This window comes from Micromonospora noduli (genome assembly GCF_003264475.1).
Classification (GTDB): domain Bacteria; phylum Actinomycetota; class Actinomycetes; order Mycobacteriales; family Micromonosporaceae; genus Micromonospora; species Micromonospora noduli.
The window spans coordinates 768,967-794,683 of the sequence record NZ_PYAC01000001.1 but is presented as its reverse complement, the minus strand read 5'-3'; the positions used below and the strand labels follow the sequence as shown (position 1 = coordinate 794,683).

Below are 25,717 nucleotides of genomic sequence, written 5' to 3'. Positions count from 1 at the left end.
GTCGACCCGTCAGACCGGGGCGGCCGGGCAGCTCGCTCCGGTCGGCGGTGTGGTTCTGGTGATGAGGTACCGCTCCACCTGACGACGGGTGCACTCGGTCCGTGGGTAGCTGGCGTGGCCCGACCCCTCGTAGGTGACGAGGTGGCCCCGGCTGCCGAGCTGGCGCACCACCCGTTGCGCCCCGTCGTACGGGGTGGCCGGGTCGTACCGTCCGTTGAGCACCAGCAGCGGCGCGCTCGTGCGTACCCGCAGCTGATGTTGTGGGTTGGTCGCCGTCCAGCCCAGGCAGATCGCGCCGAAGCGGACGGCCAACGGGGAGGCCCGCAGGTGCGGTGCGGCGGCGCGGGACAGTTCGAGATACCGGTTCCAGTCGGCGAACCCGTCGATCGGCAGCGACCAGTCCTGGCAGAACGCCGGTAACGCGTACTCGGTCAGGTCCTTGTCGCCGTCGACCGGCACCATCGGGGACGCGAGTGAGGCGGGCTCGCCCCGTTCCAGCGCGAGCAGCATGTTAGCGAGATCGGCCCAGGTCGCGTCGAAGAAGTTGACGAAGGTCGCGAACCCAAGCTCGAACCAGGTCAGCGGGGTGCCGGTGGCCGCGTCGACAAGCGTGCCGGCATCGGCACGGCGCATCAGTTGGTCGTAGAGCGCCGGCACGTCACGTCCGTGCAGCGCGCAACCGGAGTTCCGCTCGCACCAGGTCACGAACTCGTGGAACAGCGTCTCGTTACTGGCCGCCCCGCTGCGGAAGTACTCCCGGACCCCCTGGCTGTGGTCCATCACGCTGTCCATGACCAGTGCGCGGACGCGGTCGGGGAACAGCTCGGCGTAGGACTGTCCGATCAGTGTGCCGTAGGACCACTGATAGAAGCTCAGCTGTCGCTCACCGAGTGCGGCCCGGATGGCGTCCGTGTCACGCGCGACGCTCACACTGTCGAGGTGGTCGAACAGTGGGCCACTGTGAGCGCGGCAGTCGTCGCGCAACTGGCGGTTGTAGGTACGGAGTCGCTCGAACTCCGCAGCGTTGACGGGTGCCAGGGAGGGGTGCTGGCCCAGCAGCTCCGATGAGCAGCGCACCGGTGCGCTACGGACCGTGCCCCGGGGGTCGAAGCCGACGATGTCGAAGCGGCGCAACACGTCCGGCCCGAGCTGGCTGGCGGCCGTCAACGCCACGTCCACCCCGGACAGGCCGGGACCGCCGGGGTTGAAGACCAGGACACCGATGCGGGCGGCCGGATCGGTGGCGGGTCGCCGGGCCAGGGCCAGCGGGAAGGTCTCCCCGCCCGGACGGGCCCAGTCGACCGGCAGGCGCAGGGTGCCGCACCGCGTACCCGGATCGTCGGGTTGTTCCGGGCACGCCCGCCAGTCGATCCGACCGTTCCAACCGCCGGTCGTGTCCGCGGCGACGGGCCCGGTGCCGCCGGCCGTCGGCGTGGTGCCCGCGAGCGACGGTGGGGCGTTGAGCGAGAGGGCGACGAGGACCGCGACGACGGCCGAGAGGCTACCGAGGAGCCGCCGGCGTCGACGGGCGACCCCGCGGGGATGCCGGAAGGTGGTTCTCTTCGTGGTCAACATTCGTCCAGCCTGCCGACGCCCGGTCCACGTCGGATCCATGCCGGTCCGCAGCCGCTCGGCGCAGGGCATTCACCGGTACGCCTCAAGCCGTTCGGACAGCACCGTGGCCTGCGGATGACCGACCCGGTCGAGGATCGCCAATGCCTGCCGCCACAGGTCGACCGAGGTGTCGTGGTCGCCCACCGCCTGATGGGTGTCGCCGAGGCGGACGAGTGTGTCCGCCCGTCCGCAAGGGTCCTGGACGTCGGAATAGAGCGCCAGCGCGCGCCGGTAGCAGTCCGCAGCGGTCGGATGCTTCCCGAGGCCCTGATAGGCGAATCCGAGACTGTCCCAGGTGTGGGCCGCGCCGAGCCGGTCCTCGGCCTCCTCGTAGAGCGCCAGCGCCTGCTCGCAGTAGGTGATGGCGCGGGCGTGCTCGTCCAGCCGCGCGTGGCTCCAGCCGAGAGCGTTGAGCGCTGCCGCCTCGCCGAGCCGGTCGTCGGTGCTGCTGGCCAACGCCAGTGCCTCCCTGGCATGCGGCAGTGCCGCTCCGGCGTCGCCCTCGATGTCGGAGAGCCAGGCGAGGTGCAGGTGTGCGCTGGCCTGCCCCGGGCGGTCGCCGGCCTGGTCGTACCGTGCCATCGCGCGCCGGAGGTGATGGTGGGCCGCATCGAACCGGCGGTGCTGGATGTGGGCCAGCGCGAGGTCCCGGTGGGCCAGCGCCTCGGCCCGTGGATCACCGCGGCGCTGCGCGACCGTTACCGCGATGGCCTGTACGGCGGCCAGGTCGTGCCACTGTGAGAGCCGGCTGAGCAGGGGAGTGAGGGCCTGGGCGAGGTGCCCGGCGTGGGCGTCGAAGCTGCGCGTGGCCGCGTCGTCGACGGCGGCCAGCAGCACCCGCTGTTCGATGGTGAACCAGGCCAGCGCGGCCCGGTGGTCGGAGAACGCCGACGGTGACGCATCGGCCGGCAGGGGCAGCGGATCGAGCGGCTGCCAACCAGCGTCGACCAGCCTCGCCGCGTCACGGGCGACACGCAGGTAGTGGTCAAGCAGGCGCCTGCGGACGGCGCTACGGTCGGCCGGGCGGTCGAGCGCGCGCGTCAGCTCCTCGCCGTAGGCGCGGAGCAGATCGTGACAGCGGAAGCGGTTGGGGGACTGCTCGGCCAGCAGGTTCGCCCGGGTCAACTCGTCGAGCGCCGGCCGGATCATGGGCGGTGGCGCTCCGGCGAGGCTGGCTGCTGCCGCCGCGCTGACGTCGGCGGCGGGGTGCAGGCTGATCTGCCGGAACAGTCGGGCCGCGTCCGCGCTGAGCAGTCGGTATGACCAGGAGAGCACGGTACGCACGTCGGTGGCGGCATCGTCGGTGGCCAGGGCGGCGAGCCCGCCCCGGCTCGCCGCGAGATCGTCGGCGATGGCCTGGAGCGGAAACGTGGGCCGGGCGGCGGCTCGCGCGGCCACGATGGACAGGGCCAGGGGCAACCGCGCGGTACGTCTGATCAGCTCGTCCACCGCTGCCGGCTGGGCGGCGGCCCGCTGCGCACCCAGTCGGCGGACGAGCAGTTGGCGCGCTTCGCCGTCGCTGGGCAGGTCCAGGGCGAGGGGATGGGCGCCATCGGTGGCGACCAGGCCGGGCAGGGTGTGGCGACTCGTCACGAGCACACCGCAGCCTGTCGACCCCGGCAGTAGCGGCCGCACCTGTTCCGCGTCGCGGGCGTTGTCGAGCAGGACGAGCAGCCGTCGGTCCGCGGTCAGGCTGCGGTACAGGGCGAACTGGGCCGCCGGCTCCGCGGGGATTTCCAGGGGTTTCACACCCAGGGCGGGCAGGAGCGAGCGTACGACGACGGCCGAGGGTGACGCCTCCTGCGTCGCGGTGCCGAATCCACCCAGGTCGACGTGGAGCTGCCCGTCGGGGAAATGACGCAGGTTGTCGTGCGCCCAGCGCAGCGCCAGCCAACTCTTTCCGACGCCGCCCGTACCGGTGATGACGACGGTGCTGGCCGAGCGGGAGCCACCGATCAGCAGCGTGGTGAGCCGGGCCAGCTCCGCGGCCCGGCCGGTGAACAACGTCGGTGGGGCTGGCAGCTGCCGGGGGACGATTCGCGGCGCGACTCTTTCCGGTGGCCGCGGATGGGATGTCAACAGCTCACGCTCCGCCCGCAGGATGCGGGTGTGCAGGTGTTGGACATCGGGGCCGGGCTCGACTCCCACCTCCTCGGCGAGGATGTGGCGGAGCTGCCGGTACGTCGCCAGCGCGTCGGCACGCCGGCCGGTCCGCGCCAGGGCCACCATCAGTTGCCCCCAGGGGCGCTCGCGCAGCGGATCGGCGTCGACCTGGCTCCGCAGCGGTTCGATCAGCTCGTGATGCCGTCCGGCGCGCAGCTGGAGGTCCGCCACCTCTTCCGCCAGGCTCGACCGCTGCTCCTGGAGCCGCGCTCGGACGGAGAGCAACACCCCCCAGCCCGGGAGGCCCGCGAACGGCTCCCCACGCCAGAGCGCCAACGCGGCCTCGAACGATTCCTGGGCGGCTGGCCAGTGACAGTGCCGCAGCGCGGAATACCCGCGTTGGGCCAGGTCGTCGAAGGCCACGCTGTCCACCGTCAGCCCGTCCAGGGCGAGGCGGTAGCCGGTTGGCCCGGCGAGGATGGCGGGGTCGGGGAAGCCGGGGGAGCGCAGCGCCCGACGCAACGCCCAGACATAGGTCTTCACGTTGCCGGCTGCCGTCTTCGGTGGGCGCCCCTGCCACAGCTCGTCGACGAGTTGGTCGATGGACCACCCGGTGCCCGGCTGTGACATCAGCACGGCCAGGAGGCGCACCTGCATCGGCGTGCCGAGGGCCAGCCGTTCCCCGTAGGCCGACCGCACCTCGACCGGTCCGAGCAGTTGGTACCGCGCCGCCGGTGGCGCCCCAGCGGGGTCCATCGCCTCATCGTAGGGGGCCGAACCATTTCGCCTCATCGGCTGGACGGCCGCGGCCCGCGCCCGTGCCTTGGTGTGCTCCGTCACGCAGGTGGGCATGGTCAGGACGTTGGGGTGCCGCGAGGTGGCTGCTACAGTCGAGATTGTTGCGGCCGCAAATTTATCAGCGGCAACTACTTTGGGAAGGATGCCTCCGATGACCAAGCTCTCCGTCATCTACTACTCGTCCACCGGTACCCTCCACGCCATGGCCAAGCGCCTCGCCGAGGCCGGCGAGAAGGCGGGCGCCGAAGTGCGGCTGCGTCAGGTTCCGGAGCTCGCCCCGGCGGAGGCCATCGCCTCCAACGCCGCCTGGAGCCAGCACTTCGACGCCACGAAGAACGAGCCGAAGGCGACCGCCGACGACGTCGTCTGGGCGGACGCGGTGCTGTTCGGCACGCCCACCCGCTACGGCAACGTGGCCAGCCAGCTCAAGCAGTTCATCGACACCCTCGGCCCGCAGTGGGCGCAGGGCCTGCTCGCCGACAAGGTGTACGCCGGCTTCACCGCATCCATGACCGCGCACGGCGGCCAGGAGTCGACCCTTCTGGCGCTCTACAACACCGTCCACCACTTCGGCGGTCTGGTCGTCGCCCCGGGTTACACCGACCCGCTGAAGTTCGCCGACGGCAACCCGTACGGCGTCTCGCACGTCACCGGCGGAAGCAACGACGCCCCGCTGGGCGATGCCCAGTTCGCTGCCCTGGACCACATGGCCGAGCGGGTCGTCAAGATCGCCGGGAAGCTCAGCGCCTGAGCGCGCTGGCACGTAACGCACGCCCGCGTCGACGCGGGTGCTCAGCTGGGCGAGGGCCGGTCTCCCACGATGGGAGACCGGCCCTCGGCGTCCTCACACCGCGACCGCCGCGATGGCGGCAAGCGGCCGATGCTCATCGGTGCCGGGCCGCCGGAGACGTTCCACCTCCCGGAAACCGGCCCGGCCGAGTCGTTCGGAGACCTCGTCGACCGGCCAGCGGTAGGCGGTCAGGACCTTGTGGTCGAAGGCGCCGACCTCCTCGGCGTCGAAGACGCCCAGGACCAACCGCCCGGCCGGGACCAGCACCCGCCGGAACTCCTTGAGCATGCCGTCGAACTCCGGCGGCGGAAGATGAATCAACGAGTACCAGGCCAGGATGCCGTCGATGGAGCCCTCGGCGACGTCGAGGCGTTCCATCGAACCGAGGTGGAACTCGACGCCCGGGTGGGACGCCCGCGCATGCGCGATGAACTCGGGGACGAGGTCGATCCCCATCACGTCGACGCCAAGCTCACGAAGGTAGCCGGTGAGGTGGCCAGGCCCGCACCCCAGATCGAGCACCCGGCCGGGCCGGCTGCCCAGGTGCCGTCTGATGAGGGCGAGGTCGTCGGCGTCCACCTGCTGGCTTGTGCCGAACAGCTCGATGTAGCGCTCCGCGACGGACGTGTAAGCCTGCCGTACCGTGTCCGTTTCCATCGCGGCACTATACGGGCCACCCGACCTTGCCCAGGCGGCCTACCGTGATGGCCATGACACGTCGAGCCACACTGGCCGGCATTTCTGCGGGCCTGCTCCTGCTGGGTTGCTCGGTTGGCGCGCCGACGAAGAGCGAACCCAGACCTGAATCCGTGCCGGTGTCGGCCGCCAGCGCCGATGCCACCACGACGGCCGAGGCGATCGGCCTGCTGCGTGGCGGCACGGCGTTCGTCAATCAGACGAGTTATCGCAGCGACGTCGACATCGCCAGTCAGATCACGTCGCTGTCGCACACCGACAACGTCCACAAGCGCTTGACCGTCAAGGTTACGGCGCCGGGTGGGGTCATCGAGATCCGGATGATCGACGACGAGGTCTACATGAAGACCAGTCTGTTCCGCGGTGTCGGCGACGAATGGACGGTCCTCGACCCGGCCCGGGTGCCGTCGGACTTCGCCCTGAGCTTCGCACCGGGCAAGAACGACTCCGGCGGCTCCGGCCGCCTCATCGACGCGATCGTCACCGCACGAGCGGACGGCCCGGAGATCTCCGGGACGATCGACGCGACCCGCATTGCCGCCGGTAACGGGATCAGCTTCCGCCCCGGTCCCGGTGGTGTCTTTCCGGACAGCGCGCGCAGGCACACGTTCCGGGCATCGCTGGACACCGAGGGTCGACTGGTCAGCTTCCTGATGCCGGAGGCCAGCGGGCTGCCGAACGCGTCCCTGCGCTACAGCGACTTCGGTACGACAGTCACTGTCGCTCGGCCGCCCGGAGCGATCGCCGCCCCCGACGCCCTCTATCCCCAGCTCGGCCTGGGCGAAGGGAAGTAGCGGCGACCGGCATTTGCCCTCTGCGGCTAATGCAGTTAGCCTTTAGCTAATCGCGTTAGCTTCAGTGGAGGGCGTCATGACCGAATACCTGGACATTGCCGGCAACACCATCGCCTACGAGGCCACCGGGCAGGGCCCACTGGTCGTCCTGGCACACGGCATGGGCGACAGCCGGCACTCGTACCGGTTCGTCGCTCCGGCCCTGGCCGCGGCCGGATACCGGGTCGCCAACGTCGACATCCGTGGCTGCGGCGACTCCAGCCTCGGCTGGGGCGGCTACAGCCGCACCGACATCGCGGATGATCTCGTCGCCGTCGTGCGCCACCTGGGCGGACCGGCCGTGCTCATCGGCCAGTCGATCAGCGGCGGTGCCGCGACCATCGCGGCCGCCACCGCGCCCGAGCTGATCGTCGGCGCCATCGAGCTGGCGCCGTTCACCCGCGCACAGTCCTTCGACCTCGGCGGGTTGGTGCGGGTGAAGCGCTTCCGGGCCGGCTACCTCCAACTGGCGCAGGTACTCATGCGGGGCAGCCTGGCGAACTGGAAGAAGTACCTCGACGTGGCGTACCCCACCAAGCCCGCCGACTGGCACAGCGAGCTGGCGCGCATCGAGGCCAAGTTGAGTGAGCCCGGCCGGATGAAGGTCCTCCAGGCCATGGCCAGGACCAGCCCGGCCGACGCCGGTCGGCAACTGCCCAACGTCACCTGCCCGGTCCTGGTGATCCAGGGCAGTGCCGACCCCGACTGGGCCGACCCGCGGGCCGAGGGCGAGCGCATCCTCGCCGACCTGCCGCGAGGGCTCGGCGAGCTGGCTGTCATCGGGGGCGCCGGCCACTACCCGCACGCCCAGACGCCCGACGAGGTCCTCGCCCTGGTCCTGCCCTTCCTCGCCCGGACGCTGACCAATGCCTAAGGCCCGGCTCACCCCGGCATCGGTCACCGAAGCCGCCGCCGCGCTGGTCGACGAGGTCGGCTTCGACAACCTCAGCATGGGCCTGCTCGCCGAACGGCTCGGGGTCAAGACCCCCTCGCTCTACAAGCACGTCACCAGCCAGGCCGAGCTGGCACACCGGATCGCCGTCCTGGCCATGACCGAGGCCGGCGATGCCATCCGCGACGCCATTCAGGGCCGGTCCGGCAGCGATGCCCTCGCCGCGGGCGCGCAGGCGATGCGGACGTACGTGCGGGAACACCCCGGCCGGTACGCGGCCGCCAACGCCACCCGCCCGACCGGCCCCGACGACCCGTTCGTCCCGGCCAGCGAGCGGGTGCTCGCCTCCTGGGCGGCCATGCTCAGCGGGTACGACCTGGATCCCGGCCAGGAGATCCACGCCATGCGGACGCTGCGCAGTGTCCTGCACGGCTTCGCCACCCTGGAGGCGGCCGGTGGCTTCCAGATCGACGCGTCCGTCGACGAGAGCTTCACCTGGCTGATCAACTTCATCGATCAGGGCCTTCGTGCCGGCGCCGCCAGCGGCAGCGACGCCGCCCGCTGACACCGGGAGCCTCGACCCGTACCGGCTGCTCGCGGTCGCTCAACGCGCGTTCGGCATCCTGGAGCAGGAGCTGGGCGCACTGGATGACGTGGATCCGGTCGAGCGCCTGCGCGCGATCTGCACGGCCTACCTGACCTTCGCCGAACGCCGGCCCCATCAGTACCGGGTGATGTTCGGTGCCGCCTGGGATGCTGGGCAGGCCCTTGAGCGGGCCCCGGCAATGGCGGCCGAGCTAGCCGTGCTCGGCATGGGAGCTTTCGAGGTCTTCACCGCGGCTGCGCGACTACATCATCGACCGGATGGCGCTGCTGCGCTGAGCGGACCGCTCAGGCGTACGCGAGCAGGAAGTCGACGGTGCCGGTGCCGCCGGGCTGGCCGGCCGGGACGGGCAGGCCAGGCTCGCTGTTCAGGACGTAGAACCCGCCGCTGCCGATCAGACGGGGCGTCACGGCCAGCATCTGCACGGCCATTGTCGCCCCGGTCGGTAGCACCACGCTGTCCAGCAGGAGTCGGAAGAGGTTCCCGTTCAGGTTCGCGACGTGCAGCACCCGGTAAGAGCGCGGGGCGGGCAGGCCGGTGCTCGTCAGACCCCAGATCGGCACGATCTGGTTGCGCCAGCGCGACGGGTCGTTGCTGATCGCACTGTCGTGGTTGTTGAGCTGCGTCTGGATTCCCGAGTGGATCCCGGCCAGGTGGATGTGTAGCTGGTCCTGCATCCGAATCGTCGGGTCGGCGGAGTTGACGCCCAGCCCGATATGCGGGTAGACGACGTGCCCCGGCTGCCCCGGCTGCGCGTTGTTCCACGCCTCCAGCCAGTAGTTGGGCGCGTTGGCGGTGGTGATGAACGGGCACTCGATGCCGCTGATCCGGCAACTGGGCACGAGCAGAAAGTCGTGGTTCGACCCGGTTCCTCCATTGAGGACGACGTATGTGGGAGTCGTGCGCAGACACTGGGGGAACGGTGGGCCGGTTTTCGTGCCCTCGCAGACCTGAACCCGGTCCCACAGGTCGTACCTGCCACCGGTGTCGGTGGGGTAGCCGCACAGGGCCGAGGGTGTGGGGCAGGCCGCGGCGCCCGGGCCGCCGGGGGGCGATGGGGAGGGTTCGGGGGTCGGGCCGCCGTCGGCCAGCGCCCGGTCCGCGCCGGCCAGACCCAGCAGTCCCGTGGCGCCAGCGGTCCCGGAGAGTCTGACGAACTGACGTCGTGGCATACCGCCCATCGTCATCCTCCGTGGTTGCCGTGCCGAGGCGAACATGAACGTGTCGAGATTAGGGCGAAAGCGGGCATTCGGCGCGTCGCCCGGCGAACGGGTCGCCTGATCGTGTCGTCGTCGTGCGACGATTTCCGGCGTGGCAGAGACTGCGGCGACGTTGACCGAGATCCGTGCTCGGATCGACGAGCTGGATCGAGAACTGGTCGGGCTGCTCGCCCGGCGGGAGGCGCTGGTCCGGCAGGCCGCCCCGCTCAAGAGCGACGCTCAGGCGGTCCGTGCGCCGGACCGGGTGGCGCAGGTGGTGGCCCGGGTTCGCACGTTGGCCAGCGAGGCCGGTGCCGACCCGGATCTGATCGAGCGGATCTACCGGAGCATGATCCAGGCCTTCATCGACATGGAGACCGACGAGCACCACCGCGTCACCGGCGGGTCGGCGCCGAGAACGCGGTGATCGCTCGGGACGTGCGCGCTCAGGTGGCGGAGCGGCTCTCACCGTCCGGGCTCGCCACGGCGGGCGGCGCGTAGCCGAGCTCGTACGAGATCTTGTTGGCGGTCTCCAGGAGCAGCGGAAGGTTGCTCTTGAGCTGGTCGAGGCTTGCGATGACCTCGATCGCCGTGATCGAGGCGGCGGCGATGACCTGCCCCCGCGAATCCCTGATCGGCGCGGCCACACACATCACGTATGCGTCGTGCTCGCCGTTGTCCACGGCCCAGCCGCAGTCGTGGATGCGGGCGAGTTCGGCTTCCAGGGCGTCGTGGTCGGTGAAGGTGGTGTCGGTGAATTTCTCGAAGACGACGTGGGAGAGAAGACGGTCGCGTTCCTGCCGGGGAAGGTAGGCCAGGATCGTCTTGCCCACAGCGCTCGCGTAGATGGACACCGCGCGTCCCACACGCGAGGGCAGCTTGACAGCGTCGAACGCCGGGCTGTCCACCTTGTCGATATAGATGATCTCGTCGCCGGTCAGTTGCGCCAGGTGTACGGTGTGGCCGGTCGCGCGTTGCAGCGCACGCAGGTGTGCGGCCGCGGGCTGGCGGAGGTCCATCGAGCCGAGCGCGAGCTCGGACAACTCGATCAGGCCACTGCCGAGCACGTAGGTGCCCGCGCCGGTGCGGCGGACGAAGCGCGCGGACTCCAGTGTCTGCAGGATGCGCAGGGCTGTGGACTTGTGGACGCCGAGCACGTCCGCAGCCTCCGTAAGGGACAGCGGGTGCTCCGCGGATCGACGGATGAGGTCGATCGCGCGACGGATTGATTGCGCCAAGGCTGTGTCTCCCCTCGCGCGACGGGCAGCGCCGCCGCTGTCATTGCACATTATGCAATATAGATGACGCGATGCGCAATCGCCACTTGACACCGTTGCACATGGCGCTACGATCGTTGCAATTTAATCGGTTCGATGCCAACACGTAACAGTGGAGTAACGATGGGTAATAAGCGCGCTCATTTCGGCATCGCCAGGGCGACATGTGCCCTCGGCCTGGTCGCCACCCTCCTGACCGGTTGCGGCTCGGACGGCGATTCCGGCGACGGCGTCACCAAACTGACCTTCGCCGCCTCGACCTTCGGCGACCCGGGTCGCGGGCCGCTGTTGACCAAATGGCTCGACGAGTTCAACCAGAGCCAGACCAAGGTCCAGGTGTCCGCCGCCGCGGTGCCGTACCCGACCTTCGGCCAGACCGTGCTCACGCAGATGGGCAGCGGCAAGGGCCCCGACCTGGTCCGCTTCGACATGCCCGAGTTCGAGGCGGCCTCGGACGCCGGCCTCATCGCGCCGCTGGACAAGGTGATCGACGCCAGCAAGTACGACCTGCTCAAGCAGCCGGACCAGTTCATGGTCCACGACGGTGTCCGGCACGGCGTCATCTTCGAGGCGTCGAACTACGCGATGTTCTACAACGCGGACCTGATCCCGACGCCGCCGACCACCTACGAGCAGTTCACCTCCACCGCGAAGTCGCTGACCAAGGGTGACGTCTTCGGCCTGGCGTTCCGTCAGACGGAGGCCGAGGAGGCCGGTGTCTGGCAGGACATCTTCAACTACGTCTACGGCTTCGGCGGTGCGTGGTCCGACGGCAAGAACCTGACGATCAACTCGCCGGAGAACCTCAAGGGCCTGCAGGCGTTCAAGGACCTGTACGACGCGAACGTGATTCCGCGCGGAGCGGACGCGGCCACCTTCCGGCGGATGTTCGCCGAGGGCAAGGTCGGGATGGAACTCAACAACGGCGGCTACGTGACCGCCACCCGCGGCCAGAACGCCAAGCTGAACTTCAACGTCGCGCCCATCCCGTTCCCGGTCCGCAAGCAGGGCGCGATCCTCGCACCGATCGTGATCAACGAGGCGAGCGAGGGCAAGGACGAGGCCGGCACCTTCATCAAGTGGGCGCTGGAGCCGCAGAACCAGGTCAAGCTGCAGGAGATTCTCGGCGCGAGCAGCGTGGCCACCACCACGCAGCGCAGCGCGGAGGCGCTCAAGGCGACCCCGTTCCTCCCCGTCTTCGACGGACTCACCGAGACCAGCCTGCCGCAGATCGTGCTGGGGTTCGAGGCCAAGACGCCGGACATCCGCAAGGTGGTCGTGCAGAACGTGGTCGCGGCACTGCAGGGCAAGGCCGACCTCAAGTCGGCACTGGATCGCGCCCAGCAGCAGGCGAGCGAACTGGTCCGCTGACCGCTCGACACGGCGACGCTGCCGGCGCAACGATCCGTGCGCCGGCAGCGTCCTTCCCCCAGAAGGATCGAACCCGATGACTGTGGTCGAGCAGACCGGAGCACCGAAGACAACAACCCCAGGTCGGCCCCGGCGCCGGCCCAGCCCGCTGGGTAGCAAGTGGACGCCGTACCTCTTCCTGGCACCCGCCGCCCTGTTCATCCTCGTCTTCCAGGCGGTACCCCTCGTTCAGGAGGTGTACCTCAGCTTCACCAGGACGAGGCTGCTCAACCCCACCCGCAGCGAGTGGGTCGGGCTCGACAACTTCAACCGGATCTTCGGCGACCCCGAGTTCCACCGCACCCTGCTGATCACCGTCGTCTACGTGATCACCTGTGTGGTCGTCGCGATCGGCGCCGGACTCGCCGTCGCGCTGCTGCTCAACAGGAAGTTCCGCGGCCGGGGCGTGGCGCGGGCACTGGTGACCGTCCCCTGGGCCGCTCCGGGCATCGCGGTCGCGCTCATCGCCACCTGGATGCTCAACGCGCAGTACGGCATCGTGAACCGGTTCCTCGACGCGGTCGGGCTCGGCGTGCCGGGTGGCGCCATCCTGGACAGCTCGCGCTACGCGCTCCCGGCGGTGCTCGCCACGACCATCTGGCAGCTGTTCCCGTTCACCTCAGTGGTGCTGCTCTCCGCCCTGCAGTCCGTTCCGCAGGACCTCAACGAGGCCGCGACAGTGGACGGCGCCGGACGATGGGCCACCTTCCGCGCGGTCACCTGGCAGGTCATCAAGCCGACAGTGGGCCTGCTGGCCCTGCTGATGACGATCTGGTCGCTGCGACGGTTCGAGCTGATCTGGTTGATGACCAAGGGCGGACCGGTCGGTGCCACCGAGACGCTCGTCATCGACCTCTACTCGCAGGCGTTCGACTCGAAGGAACTCGGATCGGCGGCGGCCATCGGAATGGTCGGCGTCGTCATCTCGCTCATCGTCATCATCGGCAGCCGACTTGTCGCCCGTGCCGTGGAAAAGGGGGAGGTCCGATGAGGCGCTTCCGATTCGGTGTCACCGCGCGGATCGTCGCCGTGCTCGTCGTGCTGGGCGTCGCGGTGTTCCCGCTGTACTGGATGTTCGTCACGGCACTGTCCAGCAACAGCGACCTCTTCGCCGATCAGCCCCGGCTCACGCCCGACCTCGGCCAGTTCGGGGTCTTCGTGGACGCCCTCGCCGAGGGCAAGGCGGCCGGGTGGCTGCTGAACAGCCTGATCATCGCCGTCGGCACGATGGTTCTCTCCGTCGGCCTGGGCATCCCGCTCGGCTACGCGCTGTCCCGGTTCTCGTTCTGGGGCAAGGCCGTGCTGACCGTCGTGCTGCTGTTCACACAGATGCTTCCCGAGGCGCTCATGGTCGTCCCGCTGTTCGCGCTGTTCCGCCGCTTCGAACTGCTCGACTCGCTGACCGGCCTCGTCCTGGTGAACTCCGCCTTCGTCCTGCCGATCGTCGCGCTGATCCTCAAGGGCGCCATCGACGGCATCCCGAAGGAGCTGGAGGAGGCCGCGCGCGCCGACGGCGCCCGGCCCTTCACCACCCTGACCCGCATCAACGTGCCGCTCATCGCTCCTTCGATCGCGGCCACCGCGGTCATCGCCTTCTTCCACGCCTGGAACGAGTACGTGTTCGCGGTGACGTTCATCTTCAACCCCGACCTGCAGCCCGCCTCCGTCGGCATCGCGAACTTCATCGGCGAACTGGGTACACCCATCCAGACGGTGATGGCTGTCGCCTTCCTGTTCACGCTGCCCGCCGTCGCCTTCTACCTGTTGGTGCAGAAGTACGTGGTGTCCGGCATGACCGCCGGTGCGGTGAAGGGTTGAGCCGAAAGATGAAGATCGTCTCTGTCGACACACTGGTCGTCGACTTCTACCGTACGAACCTCGTCATCGTGCGGGTCCACACCGACGAGGGGATCATCGGGCTCGGTGAGGCCACCCTGGAGGGCAAGGAACGTGCTGTCCAGGGCGCCATCGCCGAGCTGGCCGAGGCGGTGGTGGGCCTGGATCCCACAAGCATCTCGAAGATCCTCTACGAGACCGCGCGGGACTGGTACTGGCGCGGCGGGCCGGTGATCATGACGGCGTTGAGCTCGCTGGAGATGGCCCTCTGGGACATCTCGGCGCGCGAGCTCGGCGTACCGGTCTCCCGGCTTCTCGGCGGCGCGACCCGCGACCGGGTCCGCGCGTACGCCAATGGTTGGTTCTCCGGTGCCGTCACGCCGGAGGACTACGCGGCCGCCGCGCGACGGACTGTGGAGTCGGGCTTCCGGGGCCTCAAGTGGGACCCGTTCGAGAACTACGACCTGACCATCACCACCGCGCAGTTGGACCGGGTGCTGGCCCAGATCGACGCCGTCCGTCAGGCGGTGGGCCGCGAGGTGGAGCTGTTCGTCGAGGGGCACGGCCGCTTCGACGTCCGCCACGCCATCAAGGTCGCCAACGAGATCGCCCAGTTCGACCCAGTGTGGTTCGAGGAGCCCTGCCCACCGGACAACCTCGATGCGCTCGTCGACATCCGTCGCGCGTCGCCGGTGCCGATCGCCGCGGGGGAGCGGTGGTACGGGCGACAGGGCTTCGCGCCGGCGCTGGCCCGCCAGGCGGTCGACTTCGTCCAGCCCGACGTGACGCACGCCGGCGGGATCGCCGAGCTGGCCTTCATCTCCACGCTCGCCGCGACCAGCTACGTGGGCTTCGCGCCGCACAACCCGAGTGGTCCGCTCAGCACTGCCGCGACGCTGCAACTCGGGGCGACGTTGCCCAACTTCCGGTACCTGGAGATCATGGCGACCGACGTGCCCTGGCGTCCCGAGATCACCAACGAGCGGCTGGTGCTGACCCACGACGGCGACATTCTCATCCCGACCGGGATCGGCCTGGGCATCGAGGTGGATCTCACCGCGATCGAGCAGCATCCGTTCACACCGCACCCGCTGCGGATGTTCCAGGACGCCGTCTTCGACATCCGTCCCCGCGACGAGCGGTCCTTCTTCAACCTGGAGAGCGACTCATGACGCTGCCACGGCCCCGAGGGTCGGCCGCGGCCGCGGACTGGGTCGGTACCGCCGCCGAAGCGTTGCCGGACGACGCCGACAGCGTCCTCATCGGCCGGATCTGGGACCCGTCCGGCGACGGCCCCTCACCGGTGATCGTCCGCGACGGCGAGGTCATCGACATCAGCCACCGGTTCCCGACCGTCCGCGACATCTGCGAGCTGCCCGATCCCGCCGCGACGGTGGCCGGGCTCGACGGGCCGAGGGTGGGCGACTTCGGGGAGATACTGGCGAACACGGGGGCCGCGACCCGGGACCGTGGCCGGCCCTGGTTGCTCGCCCCGGTCGACCTCCAGGCGCTCAAGGCCGCGGGCGTGACCTTTCCGATCTCCATGATCGAGCGGGTGATCGAGGAACGGGCGCGGGGAGACCTGGCACTGGCGGCGGACATCCGGCACCGCATGCTCGCCGACGTCGGTGTCGACCTGCACAGCCTGGAGGCGGGCTCGCCGGAGGCGGATCGGCTCAAGAGTCTGCTGGTCGCCGAGGGCATGTGGAGCCAGTACCTGGAGGTGGGCATCGGCCCGGACGCCGAGATCTTCACCAAGGGCCAGATCCTCTCCGCCGTCGGCACCGCCGTTCCGGTCGGCGTGCTCGCCGCGTCGACCTGGAACAACCCGGAACCCGAGGTCACGCTCATCGTCCAATCCAGTGGCCGGATCGTCGGCGCCACCCTCGGCAACGACGTGAACCTGCGCGACATCGAGGGCCGCTCGGCGCTCCTGCTTCCGCTGGCGAAGGACAACAACGCCTCCTGCGCCCTCGGCCCCCTGATCCGGCTCTTCGACGACCGGTTCGGCATGGATCGGGTACGCGAACTCGAGGTGCGCCTGGAGGTTCGCGGCGAGGACGGTTTCCACCTGGAGGCGGTCTCGGAGATGACCCAGATGTCACGTGATCCCGAGGAGCTGGTCCGGCAGCTGATCGGGCCGCACCACCACTATCCCGACGGCGCCGCCCTGATGCTCGGCACCATGTTCGCGCCCATCCAGGACCGGGACCGCCCCGGTGAGGGCTTCACCCACAAGGTCGACGACGTGGTACGGATCAGCTGCCCGGCGCTCGGCACCCTGGTCAACCGGGTGCGGCACGCGGAGGAGTGCGAGCCCTGGCACTTCGGCGTCCGCGATCTCATGGGCAATCTGGTAAGGAGAGGACTGCTGTGAACGTGGTCAGCACTGTCGATCCGCGCGACGGTCAGCGTCGCGCGACGGAGCTCACCGAGACCGACGAGTCTCGACTGGAGGTGATCGCCGGTCAGACGTCCCCGGCGGCGCAGTGGCTGGCCGCGCGCGGGAGGCTCGGCCGCGCGGAGTTGCTGGACGCGATCGCCGCGTCGCTGGAGTCCCGTCGGGTGGATCTGGTCGCTGCCGCCGAGGCGGAGACCGGGCTGAGCCACGCGCGACTCGACCAGGAACTCACCCGGGCGGCGCTCCAGTTCCGGATGTTCGGCGAGGTGCTGCGCGACGGAGCGTACGTCGAGGCCACCATCGACCACGCCGCCGACACACCGCTCGGCCGCGGCCCGGACCTGCGGCGGATGCTGGTACCCCTCGGGCCGGTAGCGGTCTTCGGGGCCAGCAACTTCCCGTTCGCCTTCTCGGTCGCCGGCGGTGACACGGCCGCCGCGCTCGCCGCCGGGTGTCCGACGATCCTGAAGGCCCACCCGTCGCACCCGCTGACCTCGCACGCCTCCGCCGCCGCGATCGAGTCGGCCGTCCGCGACCTCGGCGGGCCCGAGGGTGTCGTCGCGACCGTGTACGGGGAGCAGTCCGGTCGCGCGCTGGTGCGTCACCCGGCGATCCGCGCGGCCGCCCTGACCGGCTCGGTCAACGCCGCCCGTGCCATCCAGGCGGCCATCGACGAACGACCCGACCCCATTCCCCTGTACGCCGAACTGAGCAGCGTGAACCCGATCGTCGTCCTGCCCGACGCGGCCGCCGTCCGAGCAGACCAGATCGCCGAGGGGCTGTTCGGCTCCTTCACGAACTCGGGCGGTCAGTTGTGCACCAAGCCCGGCCTGGCGTTCGTTCCGTCGGATCCCGGTGGTGACGGCCTGGTCGACGCGCTGCGGGCGAGAGTCGACGCGTCGGGCGGCACGGTCCTGCTCAACGAGCGCATCCGCGACGCGTACGAGAACCGCTCCACCGAGTTCGAGCGGGCCGGCGCCCGGGTGTCGGCGAGGCCGAAGGTCGAACCCGGCGCGGGCTTCACAGTGGCGCCGACCCTCCTGGAGGTCGGCCTCGCCGGCCTGACCGCCGAGATCGCCGACGAGTGCTTCGGCCCGCTCCTGATCGTGGTCCGCTACGACGACGCCGCCGACCTCGACGCCGCGCTGGCCACCGTCCCGCCGTCGCTGACCGGTTCGCTCCACCGCGGACCGGGCGATGACGCCGACGTCGTACGCCGACTGGTCGACGTGCTCGCCGCCCGCGCGGGTCGCATCGTCTTCGACGGCTACCCCACCGGTGTCCGGGTGTCGTGGGCTCAGCACCACGGTGGACCGTGGCCGTCGACCAACGCCGTGCACACGTCGGTGGGCGCCACGTCGATCCGACGGTTCCTCCGCCCGCTGGCGTGGCAGGACGCCCCGGCCTGGGTCCTCCCGGAGGAGTTGCGCGACGAGTACACCGCCATCTCCCGCCGAGTCGACGGGAGGTTGCAGCCAGCGGTCGCATAACCGCGTCTGCTGGCCTCTTCCGGGCGCGTTTCCGGGCCACCTGCGACTGGCGCGCGAATTCCTTGACGAATTGACCCGACAGAGAATTCGCGCGCCAGTTGTCCTGGTGCCGCTGAAGCGCGCCCGAATTGTTTGGACGCGATTCTCCGCTCCGATTTCCGTCTTGACCGTCAATGCAATTCATGGTTCTGTTTTTGACAGGGAACGATGTTAGCGCTCGCATGGCTGCATCGCTCGTTACTGGTATCCCTTCACCTCACCATCGAATGGTCGGTCGGCCGCTCGGTGCGGTCTGACCACCACACGCCGAAGAGGGAGCAGGAACACGCCCGTCGCACCTCCCCGTCCCCTGAGGCCGGCACCGACACGCCGGCTGATGCTCGCGCTGCTCGCCGCCGTCACCGCCCCGCCCGCCTCGGCCGCACCCCCCCGCGCTCCTGCGCCCGACCGTCTACCAGTGCGGACGTCTCCGAGATCAGCCATAGACCAACGCTAGAATCGACGCGTGCAGCTTCGGTACAACTACCGGCTCTACCCGGATGCCGCCCAGCGTGAGGCGCTGGCGAAGGCGTTCGGGTGCGCGCGGGTGGTGTTCAACGACGGGCTGCGCGTGCGACAGGAAGCACACGAGGCTGGCCTGCCGTATCCGACGGACGCCGAGTTGTCCAAGCGGGTTACCGTGGCCAAGTTGACCCCGGAGCGTGCGTGGCTGGGTGAGGTGTCATCGGTGGTGTTGCAGCAGGCCCTCGCTGACCTGAACACTGCGTACCGCGCCTTCTTCGCCTCGCTGTCGGGCATGCGCAAGGGTCGCAAGGTCGCCGCTCCCCGGTTCCGGTCCCGCAAGGACAGCCGGCAGGCCGTCCGGTTCACCGCCAACGCCCGGTTCAAGATCCTCGACAACGGTCGACTGCGGCTGCCGAAGATCGGCGATCTGGAAGTCCGTTGGTCGCGGGAGCTGCCGGCTGCGCCGACGTCGGTGACGGTGGTCCGGGACGCCGCCGGTCGGCACTTCGCCTCGTTCGTGGTGCAGACCGCCGACCAGCCGTTGCCCGAGCTGGACTCGGAGGTCGGCATCGACCTGGGGTTGACGCACTTCGCAGTGATGTCCGACGGGACGAAGGTGAGCGCGCCGAAGTTCCTGCGCCGTGCAGCCCGCAAGCTGCGCCGGTTGCAGCAGGGCTTGTCCCGCAAGCAGCGGGGCAGCAACAACCGCAAGAAGGCTGTCCGGAAGGTCGCCCGCGCGCACGCGAAGGTGGCCGACACCCGGCGGGACTGGCAGCACAAGCTTTCGACGCAGATCATCCGCGACAACCAAGCGGTGTTCGTCGAGGACCTGTGCGTGGCTGGTCTCGCCCGGACACGGTTGGCGAAGTCGGTGCACGACGCTGGGTGGTCGCAGTTCGCGGCCATGCTGGAGTACAAGGCCGCCCGGCGCGGGCGCACCTTCGCTCGGGTAGATCGGTTCTTTCCGTCGACGCGCATGTGCTCGGACTGCGGCCGGATCAACGATAAGATGGCGCTCAACGTCCGGACGTGGGGCTGCCCATGCGGCAGCCTGCACGACCGAGACGTGAACGCCGCCAAGAACATCAGGGCCGCCGGACGGGCGGACCTCAACGACCGTGGAGCGCAGGTAAGACCGGCACCCGTGCCGGCACCGCGCGGCGAAGCGGTAACCCGCCGGGAGCTTGCCCCTTCGGGGGCGCAGCAGACCGGAATCTCCGCCCTCCAGGGCAGAGAGGACGTCAAGCGTTCACCCACGACTGTCGACTTCTACGCGGGTGACAGGCACCTCGGGTCGGCCCCGGTGCACCACGGCGTCGCCCGGCTGAAGAAGACCGTCAGTGGTGAGCTGACCGCGCCGGTGGTCGCCCGCTACCGGGGCGACAAGCTCTTCAACGACTCTGACAGCGATCCCGTCGACGCCCGGTAACAACAGGCTGGATCCCGTACTCCCTGTGGTGGGGAAGCCCCCGGCCGCGCACCCCTGGTGATTGCCAGGGTGTGCGCGGCCGGGGCACGTCCGGGACCGTTCGTCAGCCGATCACGGGGTCGTGTCGGTGGCGCGCAGGCGCAGCATGGTCCAGGACGCCGGCGGAAGAGTGAGCTGGACGCTGGCGTCGGCGCCGCGTGCCGTGCCGTTGGGGCGTGGCGTGGCGTGGTCCGGACCGTCGGCCGTGTTCTTGGCGTGCAGGTCGGTGCCGCCGACGGTGACGCACTCGATGATGTCGCTGACCTGGGCGCCAGCGACGTCGATGGTCACTTCGGCCGGGGTTTCGAGGGCGCGGTTGACGAGGAAGACGGTCATCTCCCCGGCGTTGTCGTCCCAGGTGGAGACCGCGTCGACCGCGTCGATCTCACCGTAGCGGTCGGTGGTCGTCGTGCTGCCCTCCCGCAGCACGTCCAACACGGTGCCCTGAGCGTGCCGGGCGGTTCGGGCGAAGGGGTGGAAGATGGTCTGTCGCCAGGCCGAGCCGCCCACCTCGGTCATGATCGGTGCGATGACGTTGACCAGTTGGGCCTGGCAGGCCGCGCTCACCCGGTCGCTGTGCCGCAGCAGGCTGATGAGCAGGCCGCCGACGACGACCGCGTCGGCCACGCTGTAGTGGTCCTCCAGCAGCGGCGGCGCGACCGGCCAGTCCTCGCCGCTGGGCGGCGTGGACGGGGCGGCGGACTGGTACCAGACGTTCCACTCGTCGAACGCGATCATGATCTTCTTGGTCGACCGACGGATCGCTCCGACCGAGTCGGCGATGGCGGTGACGGCGTCGATGTACCTGTCCATGTCCTCGGCCGAGGCGAGGAAGCTGGCCAGGTCGTCGTCGACCGGCTGGTAGTACGCGTGCAGCGAGATCAGGTCCACGTCGTCGTACGCCTCGGTCAGCACGTCGCGCTCCCAGCTGCCGAAGGTGGGCATACCGAGGTGTGAGGAGCCGCAGGCGACGAGTTCGAGATCGGGATCGAAGCGCCGCATCGCCTTCGCGGTCTGCGCCGCGAGCCGCCCGTACTCGGTCGCGCTGCGCTGACCCACCTGCCACGGGCCGTCCATCTCGTTGCCCAGGCACCACAGCTTGATCCCGTACGGATCGACAGCGCCGTTGTCGCGGCGCTGGTCGGCGAGGTGGCTCCCACCGCGGTGATTGGCGTACTCGAGCAGGTCGACGGCCTCGGCGGTGCCACGGGTGCCGAGGTTGACCGCCATGATCGGATCCACACCGGCCTTGCCGACCCACCGCATGAACTCGTCGAGCCCGAACGCGTTGGTCTCCAGGCTGTGCCAGGCGAGGTCGAGCCTGGCCGGTCGTTTGCCGACCGGGCCAACGCCGTCCTCCCAGCGGTAGGAGGAGACGAAGTTGCCGCCGGGATAGCGGACCGTGGTGACGCCCAACTCGCGCACCAGTGCGAGGACGTCGCCCCGGAAGCCGTCGGCGTCGGCGGTCGGGTGCCCCGGCTCGTAGATTCCGGTGTAGACGCAGCGACCCAGGTGCTCGACGAACGAGCCGAAGAGTCGACGTGGCACCGGTGCGACGCGTCGGCGGGGGTCCACTGTCAGGCGGGCCGTGTGCACGCCGTTCTCCGGCGTGCTGTCGGGGTGGGTGTTCAGGGCTGGCTCCCTTCGTGCAGGTCCGACGCCGGCGGCACTGCCCGAACGCCGGGACCGGGGGGGTGGTGGAGGCACTGTGAGCTCTGGACAAGGTGATCGTCTTCGATTACGTTCTCGATCTATGTAAACGTTACCGATTACGTTTACGTAAGGGAACACGGCGCCTGGATCAACGTCCGGCTGGCACGGCCCCGGCCATGCCGCCCCCAGCTGACCGAGCGTTCCGCTCCGGCCTGCCTCGCCGGCACCGCTTCCCGGCCGTCGTCCGCAGCGCGCGGCCCGGCGCCGGCGGCGTGGTGACCGACGAGGCCGAAAGACCAGCTTGTCGCGGTGATTGGGGTGACCGGGTGACCACTGTTGAGCCGGAGATCGAGGCGACCTACGCGGACGCGACAGCGCCCGTCGACCAACGGGTGGCGGATCTGTTGGCCCGGATGACCCGCGAGGAGAAGCTCGCGCAGCTGGGCAGCACCTGGGCGTTCACAGTGCTGGAGGGCGGACGGTTCGCGGCCGAGCGGGCCCGGCCGATCCTTCGACACGGCCTGGGGCACGTGACCCGCATCGCGGGCGCGACCAGTCTGAAGGCGGCGCAGGTGGCGCGGGCCGCCAACGCGATCCAGCGCTTCCTGGTCAGCGAGACCCGGCTGGGGATCCCCGCGATCGTGCACGAGGAGGTCTGCTCGGGGGTCATGGCCCGCGAGGCGACCATCTTCCCGCAGGCGATAGGCGTCGCGAGCACCTGGGCGCCGGAGCTGAACCGGCAGCTGGCGGACGTCGTTCGCGCACAGATGCGCGCCATGGGAAGTCACCAGGGGCTCTCGCCGGTGTTGGACGTGGTGCGCGACCCACGATGGGGCCGGACGGAGGAGACCTACGGCGAGGACCCGTACCTGGTGTCCCGCATGGGGGTGGCGTTCGTGCGGGGCCTTCAGGGCGCCGACCTGACCGACGGCGTTCTTGCCACCGCCAAGCACTTCGTCGGCTACGGGGCGTCCGAGGGTGGGTTGAACTGGGCGCCGGCACACCTGCCGCCGCGTCTGCTGCGTGAGGTGTACCTGCATCCGTTCGAGGCGGCGGTCCGCGAGGGCGGGCTCCAGTCGGTGATGACCGGCTACCACGAACTCGACGGCGTCCCGTGCCATGCCAACCAGGAACTCCTCGCCGACGTCCTGCGAGGGCAGTGGGGCTTCACGGGCAGCGTGGTCTCCGACTACTTCGGCGTCAACGACCTCCACTCGTACCACCACTTCGCCCAGGACAAGCAGCAGGCCGCGACGGTGGGCCTCGGCGCGGGCGTGGACGTCGAGCTTCCGGCGACGGACGCGTACGCGGACGCCCTCACCCGCGCCCTGGACGCCGGCGAGGTCAGCGAGGCCCGGCTCGACGAGGCTGTCGCACGGGTCCTTCGGCACAAGATCGAACTCGGGCTCTTCGAGAACCCGTACGTCGACGAGGACGCGGCCGCGACGTCGGCGAACGCCGAGCGGCACCGGGACGTGGCACTGGAGATCGCCCGCCGCAGCCTCGTCCTGCTCAAGAACGACGGAGTGCTGCCGCTGCTGGCGGGCGCCGGAACCGTCGCTCTCATCGGCCCGAACGCCGACGACGCCCGACACCTGCTCGGTGACTACTCGTTCGCGGCCCACATCGAGTCGTTGATCGAAGCACGCAAGCGGCGCGGCCTGCTCGGCGAGATGATGACGATCCCGGACGATCTGGAGATCGACGAGAGCATCGGCGGCGTACCCACGGTGCGGGACGAGCTCGCGGCGCGGCTGGGCGACCGGCTGCGCTTCGCCCCGGGTTGCGACGTGCTCGACCCGTCGACCGAGGGGTTCGCCGAGGCGGTAGCGGCCGCCGCGGCGGCCGACGTCGCGGTGCTGGTCCTGGGTGACCGCTCGGGGCTGACGCCCGGGGCCACCACCGGCGAGTCGCGGGACCGGTCCAGTCTGAACCTGCCGGGCGTGCAGGAAGAACTCGTCCGTGCCGTCGTCGCCACCGGCACGCCCGTCGTGGCAGTGCTCGTCGCCGGCCGACCGGTCGGCAGCGACTTCCTGCACGAGGAGTGCGCCGCGGTGCTGATGGCCTGGTTGCCGGGAGAGACCGGGGCGCGGGCGATCGCCGAGGTGCTCGTCGGTGACGTCAACCCGAGTGGAAAGCTGCCGATCTCGTACCCCCGCAGCGTGGGTCAGATCCCCGTCTTCTACGGCCACAAGGTGTCCGGCGGGCGGTCACACTGGCATGGCGACTACGTGGATTCGCCGGTCGCGCCGCGATACGTCTTCGGCCACGGCCTCGGATACACCTCGTTCATGATCGAAAAGGCTTCGCTGGAGAGCGCCGAGATCCGCGCCGGGGACAGCGTCGGTGTCGAGGTCACGCTCACCAACACCGGACACCGGGCGGGGGAGCAGGTCGTGCAGCTCTACGTCCGCGACCCGCAGGCCACGATCACCCGGCCGGTGCTGGAGCTGAAGGCCTTCGCCCGCGTCGAGGCCGCCGCCGGCCAGCGGGTGGCGGTGCGGTTCGCGCTCCCCACCGGCCAGCTCGGTTTCTACGACCGGAGCATGACCTACGCGGTGGAGGCCGGGCAGATCGAGGTGTACGTCGGCTTCTCGGCTGCCGACCACACCCATGCCGGCACGTTCGTCATCAGTGCGGACCCGGAACGGCCGACGTCGAAGGTCTTTACCGGGACCGCCGAAGTCTGGCAGGTGTGAGCGTTCACCCCGGTCAGGGAATGGTTCTTGACGGAGCGTGCCGTCCTGTTGTCAACGGGTGGCGCCGGCGCGGAAACGGGCCCCACTTCGACCCTCGGCGGAGGATGCCGATTGCGTTATTCGCAACGGCGTCCGAGGGTCAATCGCACCCTTGCGATCGTCCAGATAGGACGTCTTGTCGGGCAGTCGCGTAAGGACCATGAGGTCTTGTGTTCGTAATCGTTCTCAGTTACGTTGGCAACATCCTGGAAACGTAACCGATAACGATTGCAGTCCAGAGAGAGCGGCATGATTGAAGCCAATGCGCCGGTAACAATGAGTGATGTCGCCCGAGCTGCTGGCGTTTCCACAGCCACCGTCTCGCGCGTCGTCAACGGGCATTACGGCGTCAGCGCTCGCACAGTCGCTCAGGTGCGCTCCGCCATCGAGCAGCTCGGCTACGAGTCGAGCCTGGTGGCCACCAGCCTTCGGCGCAGCCGCACCAACGTTCTGGGCCTCGTGGCGCACAGCTTCCAGTCGTACACGGCGGAAGTGCTCAAGGGCGTGATGAAGGCGCTGAGCCGCTCGGGCTTCGATCTGATCATCTACGCCAACAGCGACCTCTACGGGTCGTATTCGGAGGGTTGGGAGCAGCGGCACCTGACCCGCCTGTCGGGCACCCTCACCGACGGGTGCATCGTCGTCACGCCCTGGGGCGAGGTCCGGAGCCGGACGCCGGTCGTGGCCATCGACCCGGTGCGGGGCTCGACGGGGCCCTCGGTGATTTCCGACAACCTCACGGGCGCCACCACCGCTGTCGAGCACCTGCTCGGCCTGGGCCATCGGCGCATCGGGTTCATCGCCGGCCGCGACAGCCTGGCCTCGGCCTGGTCGCGGGAGGAGGGCTACCGGGCCGCGCTGACCGCCGCCGGGGTTCCGGTCGACCCGACGCTGATCGGCCGGGGAGATTTCAACCCCGAGTCGGCAACCCCGCTGGCGCGCGTCCTGCTGCAACGACCGGACCCGCCGTCGGCGATCTTCGCGGCGAGCGACGGGATGGCCCTCAAGGTTCTGGAGGTCGCCAGGGAGCTGGGGTTCTCGGTGCCGGGGGACCTGTCCGTCGTGGGGTTCGACAACATCCCCGAGTCGGCGCTGACCCAGCCGGGTTTGACCACTGTGGACCAGTCGATGTACCAGCTCGGGTACGAAGCCGCGCGGATGCTGAAGTCACTGGTGACCGGCGAGTGGGACGAGCCGAGCCAGATCGTGCTTCCGACCAGCCTCGTCGTGCGCGACTCGACCGCACCACCGAAGAGCGCGGCACGACCATGACATCAGCCCATGGGCGCGCAGGCCTGATCGCTCCCGACGAAGCGATCAGGTCAGATGTGCCCGTGGCAGCAGCCTGAAGGAGGTGCACGCAGCACAAACGGCCAGATCCACAGTCGATTTGCGCCGGTCAGTCGGGTCG

The 25,717-nt window shown here is 69.6% G+C and carries 20 protein-coding genes and 1 pseudogene; 15 read left to right on the top strand and 6 right to left on the bottom strand.

Features of this window, described 5'->3' with window-relative positions:
- Nucleotides 1–9 precede the first annotated feature (9 nt).
- Together MED15_RS03355 and MED15_RS03350 are read right to left on the bottom strand one after the other, a co-directional pair.
- Complete coding sequence (locus tag MED15_RS03355; RefSeq protein WP_146766675.1) at nt 10–1,575, bottom strand: alpha/beta hydrolase; 1,566 nt, start codon at nt 1,573–1,575, stop codon at nt 10–12.
- Between the two features lie 69 nt (nt 1,576–1,644).
- Nucleotides 1,645–4,473 carry an AfsR/SARP family transcriptional regulator gene (locus MED15_RS03350; RefSeq protein ID WP_167457561.1) on the bottom strand — a complete coding sequence of 943 codons (2,829 nt, stop codon included), beginning with the start codon at nt 4,471–4,473 and terminating at the stop codon, nt 1,645–1,647.
- A 184-nt stretch (nt 4,474–4,657) separates the two neighbouring features.
- On the opposite strand from MED15_RS03350, the gene wrbA reads away from it, so the two are divergent.
- Nucleotides 4,658–5,266 (top strand): NAD(P)H:quinone oxidoreductase, encoded by a 609-nt coding sequence (gene wrbA, locus MED15_RS03345; protein WP_091399821.1) that lies wholly within the window; start codon nt 4,658–4,660, stop codon nt 5,264–5,266.
- A 93-nt stretch (nt 5,267–5,359) separates the two neighbouring features.
- Here the strand turns inward: wrbA and MED15_RS03340 are convergent, their stop codons facing one another.
- The gene (locus tag MED15_RS03340; RefSeq protein WP_112727100.1) at nt 5,360–5,962 is read right to left on the bottom strand and encodes a class I SAM-dependent methyltransferase; all 603 of its coding nucleotides are present in this window, start codon (nt 5,960–5,962) and stop codon (nt 5,360–5,362) included.
- A 53-nt stretch (nt 5,963–6,015) separates the two neighbouring features.
- Between MED15_RS03340 and MED15_RS03335 the strand changes: the two genes are divergently transcribed.
- The 4 genes and pseudogenes from MED15_RS03335 to MED15_RS34645 all read left to right on the top strand — a co-directional run.
- Entirely contained in the window at nt 6,016–6,795 is a 780-nt protein-coding gene (locus MED15_RS03335) for a hypothetical protein (RefSeq protein ID WP_146763110.1), read from the top strand.
- A 76-nt stretch (nt 6,796–6,871) separates the two neighbouring features.
- Nucleotides 6,872–7,708, top strand: a complete 837-nt coding sequence (locus MED15_RS03330; RefSeq protein WP_112734757.1) for an alpha/beta fold hydrolase — start codon at nt 6,872–6,874, stop codon at nt 7,706–7,708.
- Nucleotides 7,701–8,291, top strand: coding sequence for a TetR/AcrR family transcriptional regulator (locus tag MED15_RS03325; protein ID WP_112588700.1), 591 nt, complete (start codon nt 7,701–7,703; stop codon nt 8,289–8,291). The genes MED15_RS03330 and MED15_RS03325 overlap by 8 nt, the downstream gene beginning before the upstream one ends.
- Nucleotides 8,254–8,574 (top strand): annotated as a pseudogene (locus tag MED15_RS34645) (TetR-like C-terminal domain-containing protein); the annotation flags it as partial. The gene MED15_RS03325 and the pseudogene MED15_RS34645, both read left to right, overlap by 38 nt.
- A 43-nt stretch (nt 8,575–8,617) precedes the next feature.
- Here the strand turns inward: MED15_RS34645 and MED15_RS03315 are convergent.
- On the bottom strand, nt 8,618–9,502 hold the full coding sequence (locus MED15_RS03315) for a CDP-diacylglycerol diphosphatase (protein WP_244220341.1): 885 nt from the start codon (nt 9,500–9,502) through the stop codon (nt 8,618–8,620).
- Between the two features lie 139 nt (nt 9,503–9,641).
- Here MED15_RS03315 and MED15_RS03310 point away from each other — a divergent pair, with 139 nt between their 5' ends.
- Nucleotides 9,642–9,956, top strand: a complete 315-nt coding sequence (locus MED15_RS03310; RefSeq protein ID WP_112697335.1) for a chorismate mutase — start codon at nt 9,642–9,644, stop codon at nt 9,954–9,956.
- Nucleotides 9,957–9,975: 19 nt separating this feature from the next.
- On the opposite strand, the gene MED15_RS03305 is transcribed toward MED15_RS03310, so the two are convergent.
- Nucleotides 9,976–10,818, bottom strand: coding sequence for an IclR family transcriptional regulator (locus tag MED15_RS03305; RefSeq protein ID WP_112588706.1), 843 nt, complete (start codon nt 10,816–10,818; stop codon nt 9,976–9,978).
- Between the two features lie 84 nt (nt 10,819–10,902).
- Between MED15_RS03305 and MED15_RS03300 the strand changes: the two genes are divergently transcribed.
- The 7 genes from MED15_RS03300 (at nt 10,903) to MED15_RS03270 (ending at nt 19,876) form a co-directional block, all read left to right on the top strand.
- The gene (locus tag MED15_RS03300) at nt 10,903–12,177 is read left to right on the top strand and encodes an ABC transporter substrate-binding protein (RefSeq protein ID WP_112588708.1); all 1,275 of its coding nucleotides are present in this window, start codon (nt 10,903–10,905) and stop codon (nt 12,175–12,177) included.
- Between the two features lie 76 nt (nt 12,178–12,253).
- The gene (locus tag MED15_RS03295) at nt 12,254–13,207 is read left to right on the top strand and encodes a carbohydrate ABC transporter permease (RefSeq protein ID WP_112734756.1); all 954 of its coding nucleotides are present in this window, start codon (nt 12,254–12,256) and stop codon (nt 13,205–13,207) included.
- On the top strand, nt 13,204–14,034 hold the full coding sequence (locus MED15_RS03290; RefSeq protein ID WP_091399805.1) for a carbohydrate ABC transporter permease: 831 nt from the start codon (nt 13,204–13,206) through the stop codon (nt 14,032–14,034). Before MED15_RS03295 ends, MED15_RS03290 begins: the two co-directional genes overlap by 4 nt.
- Nucleotides 14,035–14,042: 8 nt before the next feature.
- Complete coding sequence (locus MED15_RS03285; protein ID WP_112603097.1) at nt 14,043–15,224, top strand: mandelate racemase/muconate lactonizing enzyme family protein; 1,182 nt, start codon at nt 14,043–14,045, stop codon at nt 15,222–15,224.
- Complete coding sequence (locus tag MED15_RS03280; protein WP_112603095.1) at nt 15,221–16,429, top strand: fumarylacetoacetate hydrolase family protein; 1,209 nt, start codon at nt 15,221–15,223, stop codon at nt 16,427–16,429. The genes MED15_RS03285 and MED15_RS03280 overlap by 4 nt, the downstream gene beginning before the upstream one ends.
- Nucleotides 16,426–17,943, top strand: coding sequence for an aldehyde dehydrogenase family protein (locus tag MED15_RS03275; protein WP_112734755.1), 1,518 nt, complete (start codon nt 16,426–16,428; stop codon nt 17,941–17,943). Before MED15_RS03280 ends, MED15_RS03275 begins: the two co-directional genes overlap by 4 nt.
- A 505-nt stretch (nt 17,944–18,448) precedes the next feature.
- Nucleotides 18,449–19,876: an RNA-guided endonuclease InsQ/TnpB family protein gene (locus MED15_RS03270; RefSeq protein ID WP_208646472.1), complete on the top strand. Its 1,428-nt coding sequence runs from the start codon at nt 18,449–18,451 to the stop codon at nt 19,874–19,876.
- A gap of 111 nt (nt 19,877–19,987) precedes the next feature.
- Here the strand turns inward: MED15_RS03270 and arfA are convergent, their stop codons facing one another.
- Nucleotides 19,988–21,511 carry an arabinosylfuranosidase ArfA gene (arfA, locus tag MED15_RS03265; RefSeq protein WP_112603091.1) on the bottom strand — a complete coding sequence of 508 codons (1,524 nt, stop codon included), beginning with the start codon at nt 21,509–21,511 and terminating at the stop codon, nt 19,988–19,990.
- 383 nt (nt 21,512–21,894) lie between these two features.
- On the opposite strand from arfA, the gene MED15_RS03260 reads away from it, so the two are divergent.
- Entirely contained in the window at nt 21,895–24,267 is a 2,373-nt protein-coding gene (locus tag MED15_RS03260) for a glycoside hydrolase family 3 N-terminal domain-containing protein (RefSeq protein ID WP_167457559.1), read from the top strand.
- Between the two features lie 288 nt (nt 24,268–24,555).
- Nucleotides 24,556–25,578 carry a LacI family DNA-binding transcriptional regulator gene (locus tag MED15_RS03255; protein WP_112727107.1) on the top strand — a complete coding sequence of 341 codons (1,023 nt, stop codon included), beginning with the start codon at nt 24,556–24,558 and terminating at the stop codon, nt 25,576–25,578.
- The last annotated feature ends 139 nt before the right edge of the window (nt 25,579–25,717 follow it).

Bases quoted from the DNA above. Each gene is read 5' to 3' on its own strand.
- MED15_RS03355 (WP_146766675.1), bottom strand. From the start codon at position 1,575: ATGTTGACCACGAAGAGAACCACCTTCCGGCATCCCCGCGGGGTCGCC.
- MED15_RS03350 (WP_167457561.1), bottom strand. From the start codon at position 4,473: ATGGACCCCGCTGGGGCGCCACCGGCGGCGCGGTACCAACTGCTCGGA.
- wrbA (WP_091399821.1), top strand. From the start codon at position 4,658: ATGCCTCCGATGACCAAGCTCTCCGTCATCTACTACTCGTCCACCGGT.
- MED15_RS03340 (WP_112727100.1), bottom strand. From the start codon at position 5,962: ATGGAAACGGACACGGTACGGCAGGCTTACACGTCCGTCGCGGAGCGC.
- MED15_RS03335 (WP_146763110.1), top strand. From the start codon at position 6,016: ATGACACGTCGAGCCACACTGGCCGGCATTTCTGCGGGCCTGCTCCTG.
- MED15_RS03330 (WP_112734757.1), top strand. From the start codon at position 6,872: ATGACCGAATACCTGGACATTGCCGGCAACACCATCGCCTACGAGGCC.
- MED15_RS03325 (WP_112588700.1), top strand. From the start codon at position 7,701: ATGCCTAAGGCCCGGCTCACCCCGGCATCGGTCACCGAAGCCGCCGCC.
- MED15_RS03315 (WP_244220341.1), bottom strand. From the start codon at position 9,502: ATGCCACGACGTCAGTTCGTCAGACTCTCCGGGACCGCTGGCGCCACG.
- MED15_RS03305 (WP_112588706.1), bottom strand. From the start codon at position 10,818: ATGTGCAATGACAGCGGCGGCGCTGCCCGTCGCGCGAGGGGAGACACA.
- MED15_RS03300 (WP_112588708.1), top strand. From the start codon at position 10,903: ATGCCAACACGTAACAGTGGAGTAACGATGGGTAATAAGCGCGCTCAT.
- MED15_RS03295 (WP_112734756.1), top strand. From the start codon at position 12,254: ATGACTGTGGTCGAGCAGACCGGAGCACCGAAGACAACAACCCCAGGT.
- MED15_RS03290 (WP_091399805.1), top strand. From the start codon at position 13,204: ATGAGGCGCTTCCGATTCGGTGTCACCGCGCGGATCGTCGCCGTGCTC.
- MED15_RS03285 (WP_112603097.1), top strand. From the start codon at position 14,043: ATGAAGATCGTCTCTGTCGACACACTGGTCGTCGACTTCTACCGTACG.
- MED15_RS03280 (WP_112603095.1), top strand. From the start codon at position 15,221: ATGACGCTGCCACGGCCCCGAGGGTCGGCCGCGGCCGCGGACTGGGTC.
- MED15_RS03255 (WP_112727107.1), top strand. From the start codon at position 24,556: ATGATTGAAGCCAATGCGCCGGTAACAATGAGTGATGTCGCCCGAGCT.